19 protein-coding genes are annotated in these 13,926 nt (G+C 62.2%); 6 read left to right on the forward strand and 13 right to left on the reverse strand.

Annotated features, from left to right (window positions below; genetic code table 11):
• Positions 1 to 24 precede the first annotated feature (24 nt).
• The 3 genes from ACYVHK_RS09700 to ACYVHK_RS09710 all read left to right on the forward strand — a co-directional run bounded on the left by ACYVHK_RS09700 (position 25) and on the right by ACYVHK_RS09710 (position 2,691).
• Complete coding sequence (locus ACYVHK_RS09700; RefSeq protein ID WP_460530551.1) at positions 25 to 1,506, forward strand: hypothetical protein; 1,482 nt, start codon at positions 25 to 27, stop codon at positions 1,504 to 1,506.
• A 119-nt stretch (positions 1,507 to 1,625) separates the two neighbouring features.
• Positions 1,626 to 1,937, forward strand: coding sequence for a hypothetical protein (locus ACYVHK_RS09705; protein ID WP_460530554.1), 312 nt, complete (start codon positions 1,626 to 1,628; stop codon positions 1,935 to 1,937).
• A 247-nt stretch (positions 1,938 to 2,184) separates the two neighbouring features.
• Positions 2,185 to 2,691 (forward strand): hypothetical protein, encoded by a 507-nt coding sequence (locus ACYVHK_RS09710; RefSeq protein ID WP_460530557.1) that lies wholly within the window; start codon positions 2,185 to 2,187, stop codon positions 2,689 to 2,691.
• Between the two features lie 31 nt (positions 2,692 to 2,722).
• On the opposite strand, the gene ACYVHK_RS09715 is transcribed toward ACYVHK_RS09710, so the two are convergent.
• Entirely contained in the window at positions 2,723 to 3,169 is a 447-nt protein-coding gene (locus tag ACYVHK_RS09715) for a hypothetical protein (protein ID WP_460530559.1), read from the reverse strand.
• 53 nt (positions 3,170 to 3,222) lie between these two features.
• Entirely contained in the window at positions 3,223 to 3,759 is a 537-nt protein-coding gene (locus ACYVHK_RS09720) for a cysteine hydrolase family protein (RefSeq protein WP_460530562.1), read from the reverse strand.
• A 283-nt stretch (positions 3,760 to 4,042) separates the two neighbouring features.
• On the opposite strand from ACYVHK_RS09720, the gene ACYVHK_RS09725 reads away from it, so the two are divergent.
• Both ACYVHK_RS09725 and ACYVHK_RS09730 read left to right on the forward strand, forming a co-directional pair.
• A complete protein-coding gene (locus tag ACYVHK_RS09725; RefSeq protein WP_460530565.1) occupies positions 4,043 to 5,230 on the forward strand; it encodes an MFS transporter in 1,188 nt (395 codons plus the stop codon).
• Between the two features lie 212 nt (positions 5,231 to 5,442).
• Positions 5,443 to 5,799, forward strand: a complete 357-nt coding sequence (locus tag ACYVHK_RS09730; protein ID WP_460530568.1) for a hypothetical protein — start codon at positions 5,443 to 5,445, stop codon at positions 5,797 to 5,799.
• 6 nt (positions 5,800 to 5,805) lie between these two features.
• On the opposite strand, the gene ACYVHK_RS09735 is transcribed toward ACYVHK_RS09730, so the two are convergent.
• A complete protein-coding gene (locus ACYVHK_RS09735) occupies positions 5,806 to 5,976 on the reverse strand; it encodes a hypothetical protein (RefSeq protein WP_460530572.1) in 171 nt (56 codons plus the stop codon).
• Positions 5,977 to 6,403: 427 nt separating this feature from the next.
• Here ACYVHK_RS09735 and ACYVHK_RS09740 point away from each other — a divergent pair, with 427 nt between their 5' ends.
• The gene (locus ACYVHK_RS09740; RefSeq protein WP_460530575.1) at positions 6,404 to 6,619 is read left to right on the forward strand and encodes a hypothetical protein; all 216 of its coding nucleotides are present in this window, start codon (positions 6,404 to 6,406) and stop codon (positions 6,617 to 6,619) included.
• A 92-nt stretch (positions 6,620 to 6,711) separates the two neighbouring features.
• On the opposite strand, the gene ACYVHK_RS09745 is transcribed toward ACYVHK_RS09740, so the two are convergent.
• The 10 genes from ACYVHK_RS09745 to ACYVHK_RS09790 all read right to left on the reverse strand — a co-directional run bounded on the left by ACYVHK_RS09745 (position 6,712) and on the right by ACYVHK_RS09790 (position 13,888).
• The gene (locus tag ACYVHK_RS09745; RefSeq protein ID WP_460530578.1) at positions 6,712 to 7,122 is read right to left on the reverse strand and encodes a DoxX family protein; all 411 of its coding nucleotides are present in this window, start codon (positions 7,120 to 7,122) and stop codon (positions 6,712 to 6,714) included.
• A gap of 224 nt (positions 7,123 to 7,346) precedes the next feature.
• A complete protein-coding gene (locus ACYVHK_RS09750) occupies positions 7,347 to 7,793 on the reverse strand; it encodes a DoxX family protein (protein WP_460530581.1) in 447 nt (148 codons plus the stop codon).
• A 41-nt stretch (positions 7,794 to 7,834) separates the two neighbouring features.
• The gene (locus ACYVHK_RS09755; RefSeq protein ID WP_460530584.1) at positions 7,835 to 8,038 is read right to left on the reverse strand and encodes a hypothetical protein; all 204 of its coding nucleotides are present in this window, start codon (positions 8,036 to 8,038) and stop codon (positions 7,835 to 7,837) included.
• A 103-nt stretch (positions 8,039 to 8,141) separates the two neighbouring features.
• Positions 8,142 to 9,101 carry an MBL fold metallo-hydrolase gene (locus ACYVHK_RS09760; protein WP_460530588.1) on the reverse strand — a complete coding sequence of 320 codons (960 nt, stop codon included), beginning with the start codon at positions 9,099 to 9,101 and terminating at the stop codon, positions 8,142 to 8,144.
• A gap of 169 nt (positions 9,102 to 9,270) precedes the next feature.
• On the reverse strand, positions 9,271 to 10,377 hold the full coding sequence (locus ACYVHK_RS09765; protein WP_460530592.1) for a porin: 1,107 nt from the start codon (positions 10,375 to 10,377) through the stop codon (positions 9,271 to 9,273).
• Positions 10,374 to 11,039, reverse strand: coding sequence for a YoaK family protein (locus tag ACYVHK_RS09770; RefSeq protein ID WP_460530595.1), 666 nt, complete (start codon positions 11,037 to 11,039; stop codon positions 10,374 to 10,376). Before ACYVHK_RS09770 ends, ACYVHK_RS09765 begins: the two co-directional genes overlap by 4 nt.
• 9 nt (positions 11,040 to 11,048) lie before the next feature.
• The gene (locus ACYVHK_RS09775; RefSeq protein WP_460530598.1) at positions 11,049 to 11,459 is read right to left on the reverse strand and encodes a DoxX family protein; all 411 of its coding nucleotides are present in this window, start codon (positions 11,457 to 11,459) and stop codon (positions 11,049 to 11,051) included.
• Positions 11,460 to 11,528: 69 nt separating this feature from the next.
• Positions 11,529 to 11,687, reverse strand: coding sequence for a XapX domain-containing protein (locus tag ACYVHK_RS09780; protein ID WP_460530601.1), 159 nt, complete (start codon positions 11,685 to 11,687; stop codon positions 11,529 to 11,531).
• Positions 11,684 to 11,911, reverse strand: a complete 228-nt coding sequence (locus ACYVHK_RS09785; protein ID WP_460530604.1) for a DUF1427 family protein — start codon at positions 11,909 to 11,911, stop codon at positions 11,684 to 11,686. Before ACYVHK_RS09785 ends, ACYVHK_RS09780 begins: the two co-directional genes overlap by 4 nt.
• A gap of 9 nt (positions 11,912 to 11,920) precedes the next feature.
• Positions 11,921 to 13,888, reverse strand: a complete 1,968-nt coding sequence (locus ACYVHK_RS09790) for an amidohydrolase (protein ID WP_460530607.1) — start codon at positions 13,886 to 13,888, stop codon at positions 11,921 to 11,923.
• Positions 13,889 to 13,926: the final 38 nt, after the last annotated feature.

The raw sequence follows: 13,926 nt of genomic DNA on the forward strand, positions 1-13,926 counted from the left end.
GGGACAGAACAAAACGGGGAAGCTATGAGCAAGCTCGCACGACAATTCGGCATGGCGCTATGCCTGGTTGGCATGCTGGGAACGGCACATGCCGACAACCGCGGCACGGCCACACACAACTACCAGGCCACCCGCGCCTACTATCAGAGCCTGCTGGCAGGGCCCGGCGCAAAGCTGGCTGAGCTGAACCTGCTGATGACCCTCTTGCCCAAGGGCGGCGACCTGCACCACCACTACGTCGGCGCCGTGTATGCCGAGACCTATCTCGACTGGGCCGAACAACAAGGCTATTGCATCTACCGGGCAGATTTCCTGGTCGAGACACGCCCGGCATCCGCACCCAAGGACAAGGAGTGCCTGAGCATCGCCGCGGTGCGCAACGACACACCCTTCTATCGGCAGTTGCTGACGCGCTGGTCCACCAAGGACTACGACAACCACAGCCACGATCAGCCGCCACCCGACCTGCAATTCTTCAATACCTTCGAATACTTCGGCGGGGTGGGCAATGCCTACCAGCAAGGCTTGCAACAGCTCAAGCAGCGTGCCAAGGCGGAGAACCTGCAGTACATCGAGAGCATGCTGGCCAGCGCACCCAAGATCGACAAGAGCGCCAAAGCCGCGGTCATCGACCAGCTCAATACCCTGCCCCCGAACGTAGACGACGCCACCCTGGGCAAGGTGCTGGACGAGTATTACGCCTATCTCAGCCAGAATGAGGGCTTCCAGAAGAAGATTGCCACCTACAAGGCAGAGCAGGTTGCCAATGTAGCGGGCATCGACGACGCCGATTTCGTATTGCGGCTGCAAAGCTATACCAACCGGGGCAACCCGCCGGCCACGGTCTTCTCCGGCCTGTACAGCGCCTTCGTCGCGGCGCAGGACAATCCATTGATTGTGGGCGTCAATCTCCTCGGCCCCGAAAACGGCGTGGTGGCGATGCGTGATTACAGCCTGCATATGCGCATGCTGCGTTATCTCAAGCAGAAGTATCCAGACACCCGCCTCTCGCTGCATGCCGGTGAACTGGCACTGGGCATGGTGCCGCCCGAAGGACTGCGCGATCACATCCGCACGGCGGTCGTGATAGCCGGCGCCCAGCGCATCGGCCACGGCGTGGACATCAGCCACGAGGACCAGCCGTACGCACTGCTGCGCACACTGAAGCAAAAGCAGATCGCGGTGGAGGTGAACCTCAGCAGCAATGCCATGATACTGGGCATCCTGAACCAGGCTCACCCGGTGAACCTCTACCTGCAGCAGGGGGTCCCGGTGGTGATCTCCACCGATGACGCCGGCGTGGCGCGCAGCACCATCAGCAACGAATACCTGATGTTTGCCAGCCGCTACAAACCCAGCTACCCGGTGCTCAAGCAAGTGGTCTACAACAGCATCCGGCTGTCATTCCTGAGTGCGGCAGACAAGGCCGCCCAACTGAAGCGCCTGGATGCGCGCTTTGCCGAATTTGAAGCGACCGTCTCTGCCATGAGCCGACAAACGAAATAATGCGGGCGGCGCTGTTGCCAGCGCCCGCCCGAATGACGAACAATCCGGCTCCGCGCGGCGCCCCACACACACGACATGGCCAAGGCGACCCGCCGCCGCTGCCGCCAGAAGGAGACTCAATGCGCCGTCTTATCGCGCTCGCCCTACCCGCCCTGCTTTGCCTGCCGGTATCTGCTGCCGAGCCGCAATCGAACCAGGTGGTGAACGAATCCTGGACAGTCGAAGGCCATACCCCGGCAGAACGGGAAGCCGCCCGCGCCAAGGCACAGGCGCGCGTAATGCAGATCATGCGCGATGCAAAGGCAGCCAATGGTGGCGCAGACTTCGATTGCGACGTGAACATCAGCAATGCCGGCAGCAAGGAGAACTACCAGGTGACCTGCACCCGACGTCGCCCTAGCGGGTTTACCAAGGCCGCACCCGCACCATAGCCCGCCGCCCTCCCCGACAAGGCAAGCGCTCGCTCACCCCATGCCGTCCAGGCATATCGAACCGGACCTGCACAAACCATTGCGCTGTGTAAGCCGCGCAACAAAGCTTGGACATTTCTGCGACTGCCGTTCACGTAAGTTACTGAAACAGCGACAACTAGCGATATGCTGCACCGCAACACCACGGACAAGCGCAGGTGTTGGCGGTGCCAGGCGCCTTGCGCGACAGAACCGAAACGAGGGCAGCATGCGTCTGTATTTCCTGATCGCCTTTTCGCTGCTATTGGCCTGCACCAGCGCCCAAGCCGCCACACCGTACAAGCTGGTCGGCTACAAGTGCGACCGCGCCCTGGACGAACTGGTGCTGAGCTACTACCTCTCGCCCGACCCACCGAAGGCCGACACCGGCAATCCTTCGGAAGGCGCCTGGGACCCCTGGTCTTTGGTCACGGCAAAAGACAATACCCATATCGGCGACCTGCAGACGGTCGAGCGGCAATGCAGGCTGAGCGATGGCCTCTACCAGGTGGTCGTCGGGCCGGAACCGGGCAACTATGACAAGAAGGCCCGCTGCGGCGACTGGATGACCGCCTGGAGCAAGATCAGCCAGGGCGCCAGGGTGATATCCGAGCCCCGCAGCTTCGAGACTGGCTGCCAGGCCACGAACGGCCAGGTGGTGACCCGGTTGGTGATCAAGGGCGGCAACAAGAAGCCGGTGGTGAAGACCGTGCCTTATGAGAAGTTCTACGATTGACATATAAACCGCGCAAAGCGGGGTGATCCTGTCACCCCGCATGCCGCGCAAACTTGGCCACACGCCACCCGTAGTCCTCGGTATGGCTGACGGTCACGCCCAGTAGGCAAGCCCCTTCGAATTCCACCCGCACTTCAGGCATTTCGACCGTCGCGCCTGACAACCCTCTGCGCAGCCGGTTGCCCTTGGACTGGTAAGGCGAAGTACTGACAAGCCTGACCGGGCCGCAGGTCTCCCTGAGGGAAGTCACTTCAAACGCCGGGAGCGTCGCGCCCACGGGGCCGCGTTGCAGGGTCAGTGCGTAGGCCTGCGGGAATTGCCGGGCCTCGATATGGGCCAGGAAAGATTCCGCCACCTCGATTGCCTCGGCAGGACGGTGGGCGGATTTCAGCCAGACAACCGCGCCCAGGCCAGCGACAAGGGCCACCGTCGCCGCCAGGGCATTGCGCTTCAGGGGGGCGATCCTGCGTGGGTCCATGGCTCAGTGCGTACCTGCCGCGCCCCGGTCCTTGCCCATCTGCCGGTAGTGCCTCACGCGATCTGCCATTCCGCCGCCTTGACGGCTTTGACCTGCCCCGCATAGCCACCGATATTCACCAGGGTGGCGTTGTGATGTGCCGATATCTGAGCGGCGGTAAGGACTTCGTTGTCCAGGGTGGAATGCGCATCCGAAAGCAGCGTGACCGAGTAACCATGGCCCAGGGCACCGCGAACGGTGGAGTCCACGCAGTAATCGCTCTGCAGTCCGCAGGCGACGAGGTGCTCTACGCCTTGCGATTGCAGCCAGGCATGGAGTTCGGTGCGGAAAAACGAATCGGGGGTGGTCTTGCGGACGATCCGGTCTTCCGGCCGCACATCGAGACGCGAGTAAAGCTGCCAGCCCTCGGAACCAAACGCCACGGGGCCATCGGCTTCTTCATGCTGGATATACACCAGCGGAATACCCGCCTGCCTGGCGCGGACGGCGGCTGCATTGATCCTGTCGACAACCTGGTCGATATCGAACATGGCGTACGGACCGGCACACAGGGCTTGCTGGACATCAATGATCAGGAATGCGGATTTCATGGTCTGGGGATGCTCGCACGGATGTGGAAATAGGAAGTTAGCAGAAGACGCGCAAGGCAGTGGCGTGATATCCGGCACCGCACGGGACCCATCGGCAGATCTACTTGCTAATGACCCGATGGATCAAGGGATACCCCAAGTTCATCCGCCTGCCAAACCGCCTACAATCACGGTTGCCAGCCCCACCTTGCCGAACAGACTCCGCAATGCCCTGCCCCACCCTCATCAGGCTGTCTTGTTACCCGGATAGTGTCCGGCGACAAGCACCAGCGAGCTGCCACCCATGAGCCAGTCCAACCGGCCGGAATCCATCACCTGGCCGATTATCGGCATCATCTTCTTCAACTTCATCGCCTACCTGGCGGTGGGTCTGCCGCTGGCCGTCGTACCGGGCTATGTCCATAACGAGCTGGGCTACGGCACCGTACTGGCGGGTGCGGCCATCAGCGTGCAGTACCTGGCCACACTGCTCAGCCGGCCCCACGCCGGTCGCCTGTGCGATGTACACGGCCCCAAGCGCTCGGTAACCGTGGGTCTGGGTTTCTGTGCTGCCAGCGGCGCCCTGGGCATCGTTGCCGCGCTGTTCCCGGCACAGCCGGCGCCAAGCCTGGTTCTCCTGCTGGCCAGCCGCCTGCTGCTGGGCGCAGGCGAGAGCCTGGTGACGACAGGAACGATCACCTGGGGCATCGGCCGGGTCGGTGCGGCGCACACCGGCAAGGTCATTTCCTGGAACGGCATCACCAGCTATGGCGCGATTGCGCTGGGCGCACCGCTGGGCGTCTTGCTGAACGGCCAGGCAGGGTTTGTCTCACTGGGTGTACTGACCCTGGCGATGAGCGCCATCAGCTTGCTGCTGGTCTGGCGCAAACTGCCGGTCACGCCCGAGCATGGCAAGCGGCTGCCGTTTACGCAGGTCATGAGCCGGGTACTGCCGTTCGGCCTCTGCCTTGGTCTCGGCTCCATGGGCTTTGGCTCCATCACCGCCTTCGTCACGCTGTATTTTGCCAACGAGCATTGGGCCAACCCTGCCTTGGCCCTGACCCTGCTGGGCGCCTGCTTTATCCTCACCCGCGTGATATTTGCCGATAGCATCAATCGCTTTGGCGGCTATAAGGTGGCGATCGCGTCCTTCGCCATTGAGGTACTAGGTCTGGGTCTGCTTTGGACCGCAGGTTCTGCCGCCCAAGCGCTGGCCGGTGCGGCCATCACCGGATTGGGCTTCTCGCTGGTCTTCCCCTCGTTGGGGATGGAAGCAGTCAAGCGCGTACCGGTTGCCAATCGTGGCTCGGCGCTCGGTGCCTACTCCTTATTCCTCGACCTCGCTTTAGGTCTGACCGGGCCTGTCGCAGGCCTGGTGGCACACCACGCGGGCTACGCCCCGATCTACCTGATCGCAGCCCTGGCGGCAGCAACCGGTGCAAGCCTGAGCTTGAGCCTCTATCGGCAATCGAAGCGCGACGACCCCCTCTGATCCAAGGGCAGCACGACACGATCACAAACGCTATCATGCGCGGCGTTGACCGCGGCCTATGGCCTTTTGATAAGTGATCTGTCCATGAACTACCTTGCTGCCAGCTTCTTTGTGGCGATGGCGCTGATTGTCGCCTTCTACTCCTGGATCGGCGCGCTGATCTGCCTTTTGCCATCGCCTACTTCTGCTTCAAGGCGACGGAGGTCGATTCTGTGCCGAGCGAGAGCTATGCCGAATTCACGATATTCGACGATGACGAAGGCGATATGGAAGTCGTGCGCGAGAGCGAGCATGAGCTCATCGTGCGCGGCAGCAACCGTGTGCTGATCATCGACAAACGCAAACGGACCATCTCGGGCATCGACAAGCTGCTGGCCCTGTTCAACGATGTACAGGCGGTGCAGATACGGCGCCATGCGCAACGCCATGGCTGGCCCGATACCTACACGGTCGCAATCATCACCGGCCGGCGCGGTACGCTGAACCTGGGCAGGACGATAGACGAAGTGGATGCGTCGATCATGGCAGCGAAGCTCGGAACCTGGCTGGGGGCCACAGTGCGGAGCTGAGCAGGATCAGCGGGCGAACAGCACGGCCCGCCGTGCGAGTTGTGTGCGTTCCGGGCTGGGCGGCAGGCCGCCACCCGGTAGGCGCTCAGTCACCGATGGCGCAGTACGGCAGGCCGGGTTCTGGGTGGGCTGGTTCAGGCGGCTAAGATAGAAACCGGTGGGCATTGCTGGATGCATGGGGACTCGACTTCAACTTGCAGGGAACGGACTCATGCCTCTCTAAGCAATCCTTGGGCCTTGTTCGCACGACATACGGAACTTTTTCCCACTCCCTTGTTTTCATTTGAAAACTTTCTACCTGTTGCAGGGATGTTCCACTTCAGCATCGCCGACACTCCCGCACCAGCACATGGCAACAAGCCCCTATCTCGCACCACAAAGCAGCAGCCATGCGGATGACATAGCGATACGACCCGCCGGCTAGCAGGCCGCCGCGTATTAGCGTGACTTCAGCGGCCATGCGCCTATGATGGGCTCGAGCCCATGCCTGATCCAGGGCCTCGAATGGACTCTAAGCTGGCAGCGTGATGCCGCGATTGACCATGGTGTACGACTATCCTGTCGTACACCCAGCATCAGGCGCAACGCCTTGGAGCACCGTTTTATGCAACGTTTTGAGTACATGGTCTGTACCACCTTTCACGTCGAGGCCGAGAACGTCGCCCGCAGCTTTGGTGGCCGGGAGAAAGAGCGGCTACAGGCCTATTCCGAGGTGGTGGTGAAGGAATTGAACAAGCTCGGCGCCCAGGGTTGGGAGCTGATGCAGGCGCCAGACCAGAGCGCCAATCGCAACTGGATATTCAAGCGCCAGATGGCATGATCGAAAACTGGGCCTGATCGAAGACCAGGCCCGTTCCAATGCAAAAGCCCCGCGCCAGGCGGGGCTTTTCTTTTACTACCAGGCTTGCCGGATCAGGCTGGCTTGCGGTTATCGAGGCTGAAATAGCCGGCACCGAAAGCCACCACTTGCAGCAGACCACCGGCCATGGCCAGGTTCTTGAGAAAGTGGATCATCTGGTTCTGGTCGGCCAGGTTGCTATGGAAGCCAAATGCCGCTGCCACGGTGAAGGCGGCCAGCACCAGGGAGACGATACGAGTACGGTAGCCGACCAGCAGCAGGATGCCACCGACGATTTCCACGACCACGGCAACCAGGTAAGCAAGATCAGGGAACGGCAGGCCGGCCGAGGCGATATAGCCCTTGGTGGCAGCCGGACCGGCGATCTTGCTGACGCCGCTGAGCAGGAAGATGGCGGCCATCAGGATACGGCCAATCAGCGGAGCAAAACGGCTTGGGCCATTCAGAACTTGGGATTGCGACATGATGAAACTCCATTCGAATTGAAAATCGGTTGGTGACGCTGCCCGGATTGACCCGTTGGCGTCGCGGGGTAATGCGTGCTGCCATGGAAACCAGTCTACGCGGGCGCAATTACTTTTATTAGCCATCCAAATAGGATTTCATTCCTCCATATATGTAAGCAATTAGCCGGCAATGAGCCCTGCCCTGCCCGGCCAAGCCGGGCAGGAATCGGTGGGAAGGTGCTTCAGGTCTTGTCGCTGCTACGGCGGCGCAAGGGATGGATGACCTGGCCATCCAGCGACAACAGGCCGGGGCCCGTCAATGCCAGGGCGATGAAGATGATCAGCAGCAGCCAGCCGAACTGCCCTTCGAGCAGCGACCACTGCGGGTGAACCAGCAGCATGGATACCAGCAACAGGATGATGATGGGCAGGCAGGCCAGACGAGTGAATCCCCCGGCGATGATCAGGAGGGGGCAGACGACCTCGGCCAGGATGGCGAGGCAGAGCGTCAGGCCGCGACCGATGCCCAGTGGGTCGTCGATACGCTGCAGCTCAGCATGGAAATTCGTGAGCTTGGGCAAGCCATGCACGACCAATAGCAGCGCCGACGCCTTCACGCGCAGGAACAGCAGGCCGATGTTCAGCGGTGTGAGGTTAGGCCAGCGAGCAATGAGGGGCGTGGTCGGCATGATGGTGAAAGATGGGCTAAAGGGTAAGGAGGGCGACCCGGTCAAACCTGCCGGCGGCCCGCCCAGCAGCTTGGTCGTTCGCTTGCGCAGACAGCGGCTGCAACAGGCACGGGCATGAGTTGGCGGGATTTGGCAACTTCAACGGCGGGCACCGGGGGCTGTACCAGCAGCTCGACATCCAGGTGCAGTTGCCCCAGCACCACCCCCAGGATGAACACGCCGTAAACACCGACAAGCTGCTTCATGATCCCTCCCGGACTTGGGTGACTGCCTGGTGCCGGCAGCGAGCATGGCAATGAATCTGCCAGGTCTGCCTGCAAGCGGCAGACCTGGCAGCCGCCGGCCTGATCAGCGGTCGTTCTGGTAGTTCACCGGCAGCCAGTCGTACCCGGCACCTTCGGTACGCAGATGGCCGATACCTGGGAAGGCCAGGTGTGCACCGGCCGCCCAGTAGCCATCCTTGGCCGCCGCATCGAACGCCTTCTTGCGCTGCACGACGGCGTTCTTCGGGTCGCTGTCGAACTGGATCGCCACCTTGGGCTGCGCCATCTGGACCGAGGCGACGTGGATCAAGTCCCCCCACAACACCAGCTTCTGTCCCTTGCTCTCCACCACATAGGTACTGTGGCCCGGTGTGTGGGCGCGCGTCACCAGGGAATGAATGCCGGGTTGCAGTTCGACATCCCCGGTAAAGGGCTGGAACTTGCCCGCGTCCTGGTAGGGTTTGACCGACGCAATCGCCCCCTGGAAGAAACCCTTGCTATCGGCGGGCGCCTTGTCGAGGTTGGCCTGGCTCAGCCAGAAATCGGCATCCTGCTGCTCTGCCCGGACCAGCGCATTCGGAAACACACGTTGACCATTGGCGGCAAGGCCACCCACATGGTCCGGGTGCAGGTGGGTAATGTAGATTTCGTCGACCTGTTCCGGCGTATAACCGGCCGCCTTCAGGCTGGTCACCAGCTTGCCAAGCGTGGGGCCAAACAGGCTGCCGGCACCGCTATCGATCAGTACCAGCTTGCTGCCGGTATTGATCAGGTAGCCGTTGACCGAGGTCATCAGCGGGGTCTTGAGGTAGTAGTAGGCCAGTGCCTTCTGGATCTTGCTGGTGGTCGTATTGGTCAGCAGCTTGTCTACCGGCAGCTCTACCGTGCCATCGGACAAGGCGGTGACTTCAAAGTCACCCAGCGCCATGCGGTAGTAGCCAGGCGCCTGGGTCTGGACCTGGGGGGCTGCGGCGTGCGCACCAGCCATGAAAGCGCCGAGAACAGCGGCAGCCAGGGTGCGGGTCAGTGGTCGTGAAAAAGCCATTACGCTCTCCTGATGGATCGTTGTTGGATTGATTCAGGGTGTACAGCAGGTCTTGGCCACGAGTTGGCCAAGACCTGGCTGGGTCCTATATGCAGCCGGAGGGGGACGAACCCAAGTCTCCATGAAGTGTAGTCAGGCAAAATCCGTAATCCAGCAGGTACTGGCGAGGTCAGAAATTGTGTCGCAATCCTGCCGCCAGCAAGCTGGTTCGGCTTCCGGGCGACGCCCCCGGCCGGTTGATGGCCATGTCGTAGCTTGCCCGGGCATCGTTCTGCAGCTGGCTATAGTAGGCCTGCAAGAAGGTACGCCGGGACAAGCCATACTCAGCCCCAAAACTAATCTGCCTGCCACCGGTATCCGGCCCGCTCCGCAAACCGCCGACAGCCCCCTTGGCCTCCCCCTCCCCTTCACCCGCACGGGTATAGGCAAAGCGCAGAGACCACGGCCCCCATTGGTGGGTCGCCGAGGCATACCAGGCATTCCTCGCCAGGGAACCCGTGGCGGTCTCGTAACGCAGGCGTTCCACCACACCCGCGATGCGCGTATTCCCGAGGCGATAGCTGACACCTGCCTTGCTGGCCATATCGTGACTATCCGCGAATTGATAATCGATGTGCCGCTCATGAGCCAGGACCAGCGCCAGATCACCGTCCTCGTAGCTGATCGTGGCCGACCAGAGCCGGGGGTCGCTACCCGGCTTGTGCTGCTTTTCCTCTCCCACGCCATGCGCCAGCTTGCCGGACCAGCCCTGCCAGGCCGGCGTCCAGTACTGCAGCACATTTTGCTGCCGCCGGTCGAAAGCGACGGTATTGCTGGTGTTGCTCGCGGTCGGCGCTGCACCGTTACCCATCAGGCTCATATAGCCGGCGGTGGTCGGATAGAAGGGATCGAAGGCTTGCGTCGCCAACGTATAGGGGAGTGTCCAGTTACCCGCGAATGCCGTCCCCAGGCTGCCGCTCAAACCCAGGCGGCTATCGCGGGTTGCAAAGCCGGCGCTGTCGGCGGCATCCGGCGCAACGGCATTCTCGATCTGCCAGACCAGTTTCAGCCCCTCCCCCAGCGCCTCCTCACCCCGCAAGCCGATCACCGAACGATTGTTGCTGACCCGCCCCTGGCTGACGCTGGCTGCCGCACCCTGCACGCGTATCGCTTCGGCCACGAGATTGAGACGGCCGTAGATCGTCACGCTGTCATCGGCCTGCGCCATACCGAACAGCAAAACGGCGACCAGGGACGCGCCTGGCAGCGGACCCGGATAATGGCTGCGTTGACTCATGCTTCACCGGACGAGGCGATCAGCTGGACCAGCAGGAGACCCAGTGGCAACAACATGGCCCAGAACGAGAGATAGACATAGGCGAAGGCGCCACCGATGGCGCCCAAGCCAAACGCCAGGATGGGCCAGAAGAACTTGCTGGCCCGCGCGCGCACCGCTGCATCTGCCGAGCCGCGGACCAGGTCGACCAGATCAATCACCAGTTGCGTGACATTGCCGGTCATGACCGTGGTGGGGGTCAGCTCGCTGAACACCAGCTTGCTGGCAGCGTTCTGCACCCCCATGCCGGCGGCGCCCAGCACACCCGCCAGGAGCACCAGTGGCGCCGCGCTATCCTTGATCGGCAAGGCCATCAGGCCCAGCACCATGAAGCCGGTCAGGAACACGATCTGCAGCGCCAGCACCGGCCGCATCATCGGTTTGCCGCGACGCGCCAGCGAGAGGGTCAGCAGCCGGGTGATGGCGACAGCCACGATAAAGGCCGGAAAAGCCAGCAACTTGAGCAGCACGCCGCGCCCCGGTTGAGCAAGCTCGGCGCCGATCAGCACGAAGTTGCCGGTGACATGGGCGGTGAACAGCCCGAACATCGCCACGAAGCCAACGGTATCGACATAGCCTGCGGTAAAGCCGAGCAGGCTGCCCATCAAGGTGTTTCGATTCACGGTCATCTCCTACCCTCTGGCAGCAAGACGGGCATCGACCGAGTAACGGCCGGGACCAGCCAGCGCGATGCTGCCAAAGACGATGATCAGCAACCATGCAAACTGCCCCTCCGCAATGCTCCACTCCGGGTGCACCAGCAGGATGGAGACGATCAGCAGCACCAGCACCGGCACGGTCGCCAGCCGGGTCAGCAGACCCAGAGCAATCGCTACCGGACACAGCACCTCGGCAAACAGGGCCAGACCCAGGGTCAGGCCACGGCCGACATTCAGGGGATCGTCGATATGCTGCAGCTCATTGTCGAAATGCTGCAGCTTGGGCAAGCCATGTGCATAGAACAATAGCAGCGCAGCCGTCAGCCGCAGGAACAAGAGGCCGAAGTCGGCCTTGGGCACGAGCGTGGCGAGCAGTTTTTTCACGAGTAGACTTTCCTGGCAGAGAGAGAGGCGCGCCGGCGGCAATGCCAGCGCGCTGCGTGTTGCAGGTGCTTACAGGGCGATGTGCCCGGCCAGCACAAAGCCGGCGCTCATCGCGACCACCAGCAATGCACCGATAGGCGAAGGTGGTGCCGGCGACGGGATATCCAGCCAGCGGCACAAGGCCCCTACCGCCGTCCCCAGCACGGCGCCGATCAACAGCGAGATCATGGCTGCGCTCCCTTGCCCAGGTCATGGCCGCCACAGTTGCGCTTTTGCTCGGCCGGCTTCCTCGCCAGATAGCGGTCCACCAGCCAGTAGCCCAGGCTCATCATGAAGACCAGCAACGCGCCGCTCAGCACGGGTGGCGAGGGCACAGGGATATGGGCCAGCTGGCAGCCCACACCGACCACGAAGGAGAGCACCAGGCCCATCAATACTTTCAGGTTCAACATGGTTCTCTCTTAGAAGGCAAAGCAGGAACAACCCAACGCACCCCAGAAGCCGTTGTAATCGGATACCGGCACGTCTGAGCGGCGCGCCGCATCATGGGCATGGGCGTGCACACCGCACGGTCCGCTGCACTGGTGCGGAATCGCGGCATGGGCCTGTTGCTTGGCGGTGGCGGACTTACGGTAGTGGCCCGGCACCTTGGTCACCGGCGACCATTCCGGCACGACCGGCAGCGGTGGCGGTGCTAACGGGCTGAAGTCGTTCGCGCCGTAGACAATCTTGCCGCCCACGATGGTCAGGACCGATTCGATGGACTTGATCGCCTCTTCATCCACACTGAAGAAGTTGGCCGAGAGGGCTGCCAGGTCGGCCAACTGCCCTACCTTGATCTGGCCCTTCTTACCCTGCTCGCTGGAGAACCAGGCACTGCCCTGGGTCCACAGTTGCAATGCGGTCTCACGCGAGAGCTTGCTGCCGGCGTCGTACAGACGCAGCCCGCCCACGGTACGGCCGGATGAAAGCCAGTACAGCGCGGTCCAGGGGTTGTAGCTGGCGACACGCGTGGCATCGGTGCCGCCGCCGACCGGGATGCCTGCTTCCAGCATGCGTTTGATCGGCGGGGTGTGCTTGGCCGCATCCATGCCATAACGGTCGACAAAATACTCGCCCTGGAACGCCATGCGATGCTGGATGGCAATGCCGCCACCCAAGGCCTTGACCCGATCGATATTGCGCGGGGTGATCGTCTCGGCATGGTCGAACAGCCAGTGCAGGCCGTCGAAAGGAATATCGCGGTTGACCTTCTCGAACACGTCCAGCATGCGGCTGATGGATTCGTCGTAGGTGGCATGCAGACGGAACGGCCAGCGGTTGCTGACCAGATGGCGGACCACCTTCTCCAGCTCGCCCTCCATGCCGGCGGCAAGGTCAGGCCGGGGCTCAAGGAAATCCTCGAAGTCGGCCGCCGAGAACACCAGCATTTCGCCGGCGCCGTTGTGGCGGAAGAAATCATCGCCCTGTCCTGGCTTGACCATATCGGTCCACTGCTGGAAATCCTCCAGCTCCTGGCCCTTGCGCTGGGTGAACAGGTTGTAGGCGATGCGGATGGTGAGCTGCTGCTCCTTCGCCAGTTGCTCGATGATCTGGTAGTCCTCGGGGTAGTTCTGGAAGCCACCACCGGCATCGATCGCGCTGGTCACCCCGAGTCGGTTCAGCTCACGCATGAATTGGCGCGTGGAATTGACCTGCATGTCCAGCGGCAGCTTCGGCCCCTTGGCCAGCGTCGCGTACAGGATCATTGCATTGGGTTTGGCGATCAGCATGCCGGTCGGGTTGCCGGCGGCATCGCGCTGGATCTCGCCACCCGGCGGGTTGGGTGTGTCCTTGGTGTAGCCCACGGCCTTGAGCGCAGCGCGGTTGAGCAACGCGCGGTCATAGAGGTGCAGGATAAACACCGGCGTATCAGGTGCTGCGGCATTGATTTCTGCCAGGGTCGGCAAGCGCTTCTCGGCAAACTGGAACTCTGTCCAGCCCCCCACGACGCGCACCCACTGCGGGCTGGGCGTGCGGTCGGCCTGGTCCTTGAGCATGCGCAAGGCATCAGCCAGCGAAGGCACGCCTTCCCAGCGCAGTTCCAGGTTGTAGTTCAGACCACCGCGGATCAGATGCAGGTGGGAGTCGTTCAGACCGGGGATGACGGTGCGACCCTTGAGGTCGATCACCTGGGTGGCGTCACCATGGTGGGCCATCACCTCGGTCTTCTCACCCACGGCCAGGAACTTGCCGTCCTTGATCGCAACCGCGCTGGCCTGCGGCAGGCTGCGGTCCACGGTATGGAAATGGCCGTTGATGAGGATCATATCTGCGGACATGGCTCTGCCTTTGTGTTGAGTGTGCTTGCCCGTGGCAGCGATCACCGGCGCGGCCGCCGCACCGACAATCGCACCGCTGAGGGTATTGAGAAAAGTACGTCGCTTCATGAGTCGTCTCCGCCTGAAGGCAAGGAACAAAGAGGCCG

This window comes from Chitinimonas naiadis (assembly GCF_054780835.1).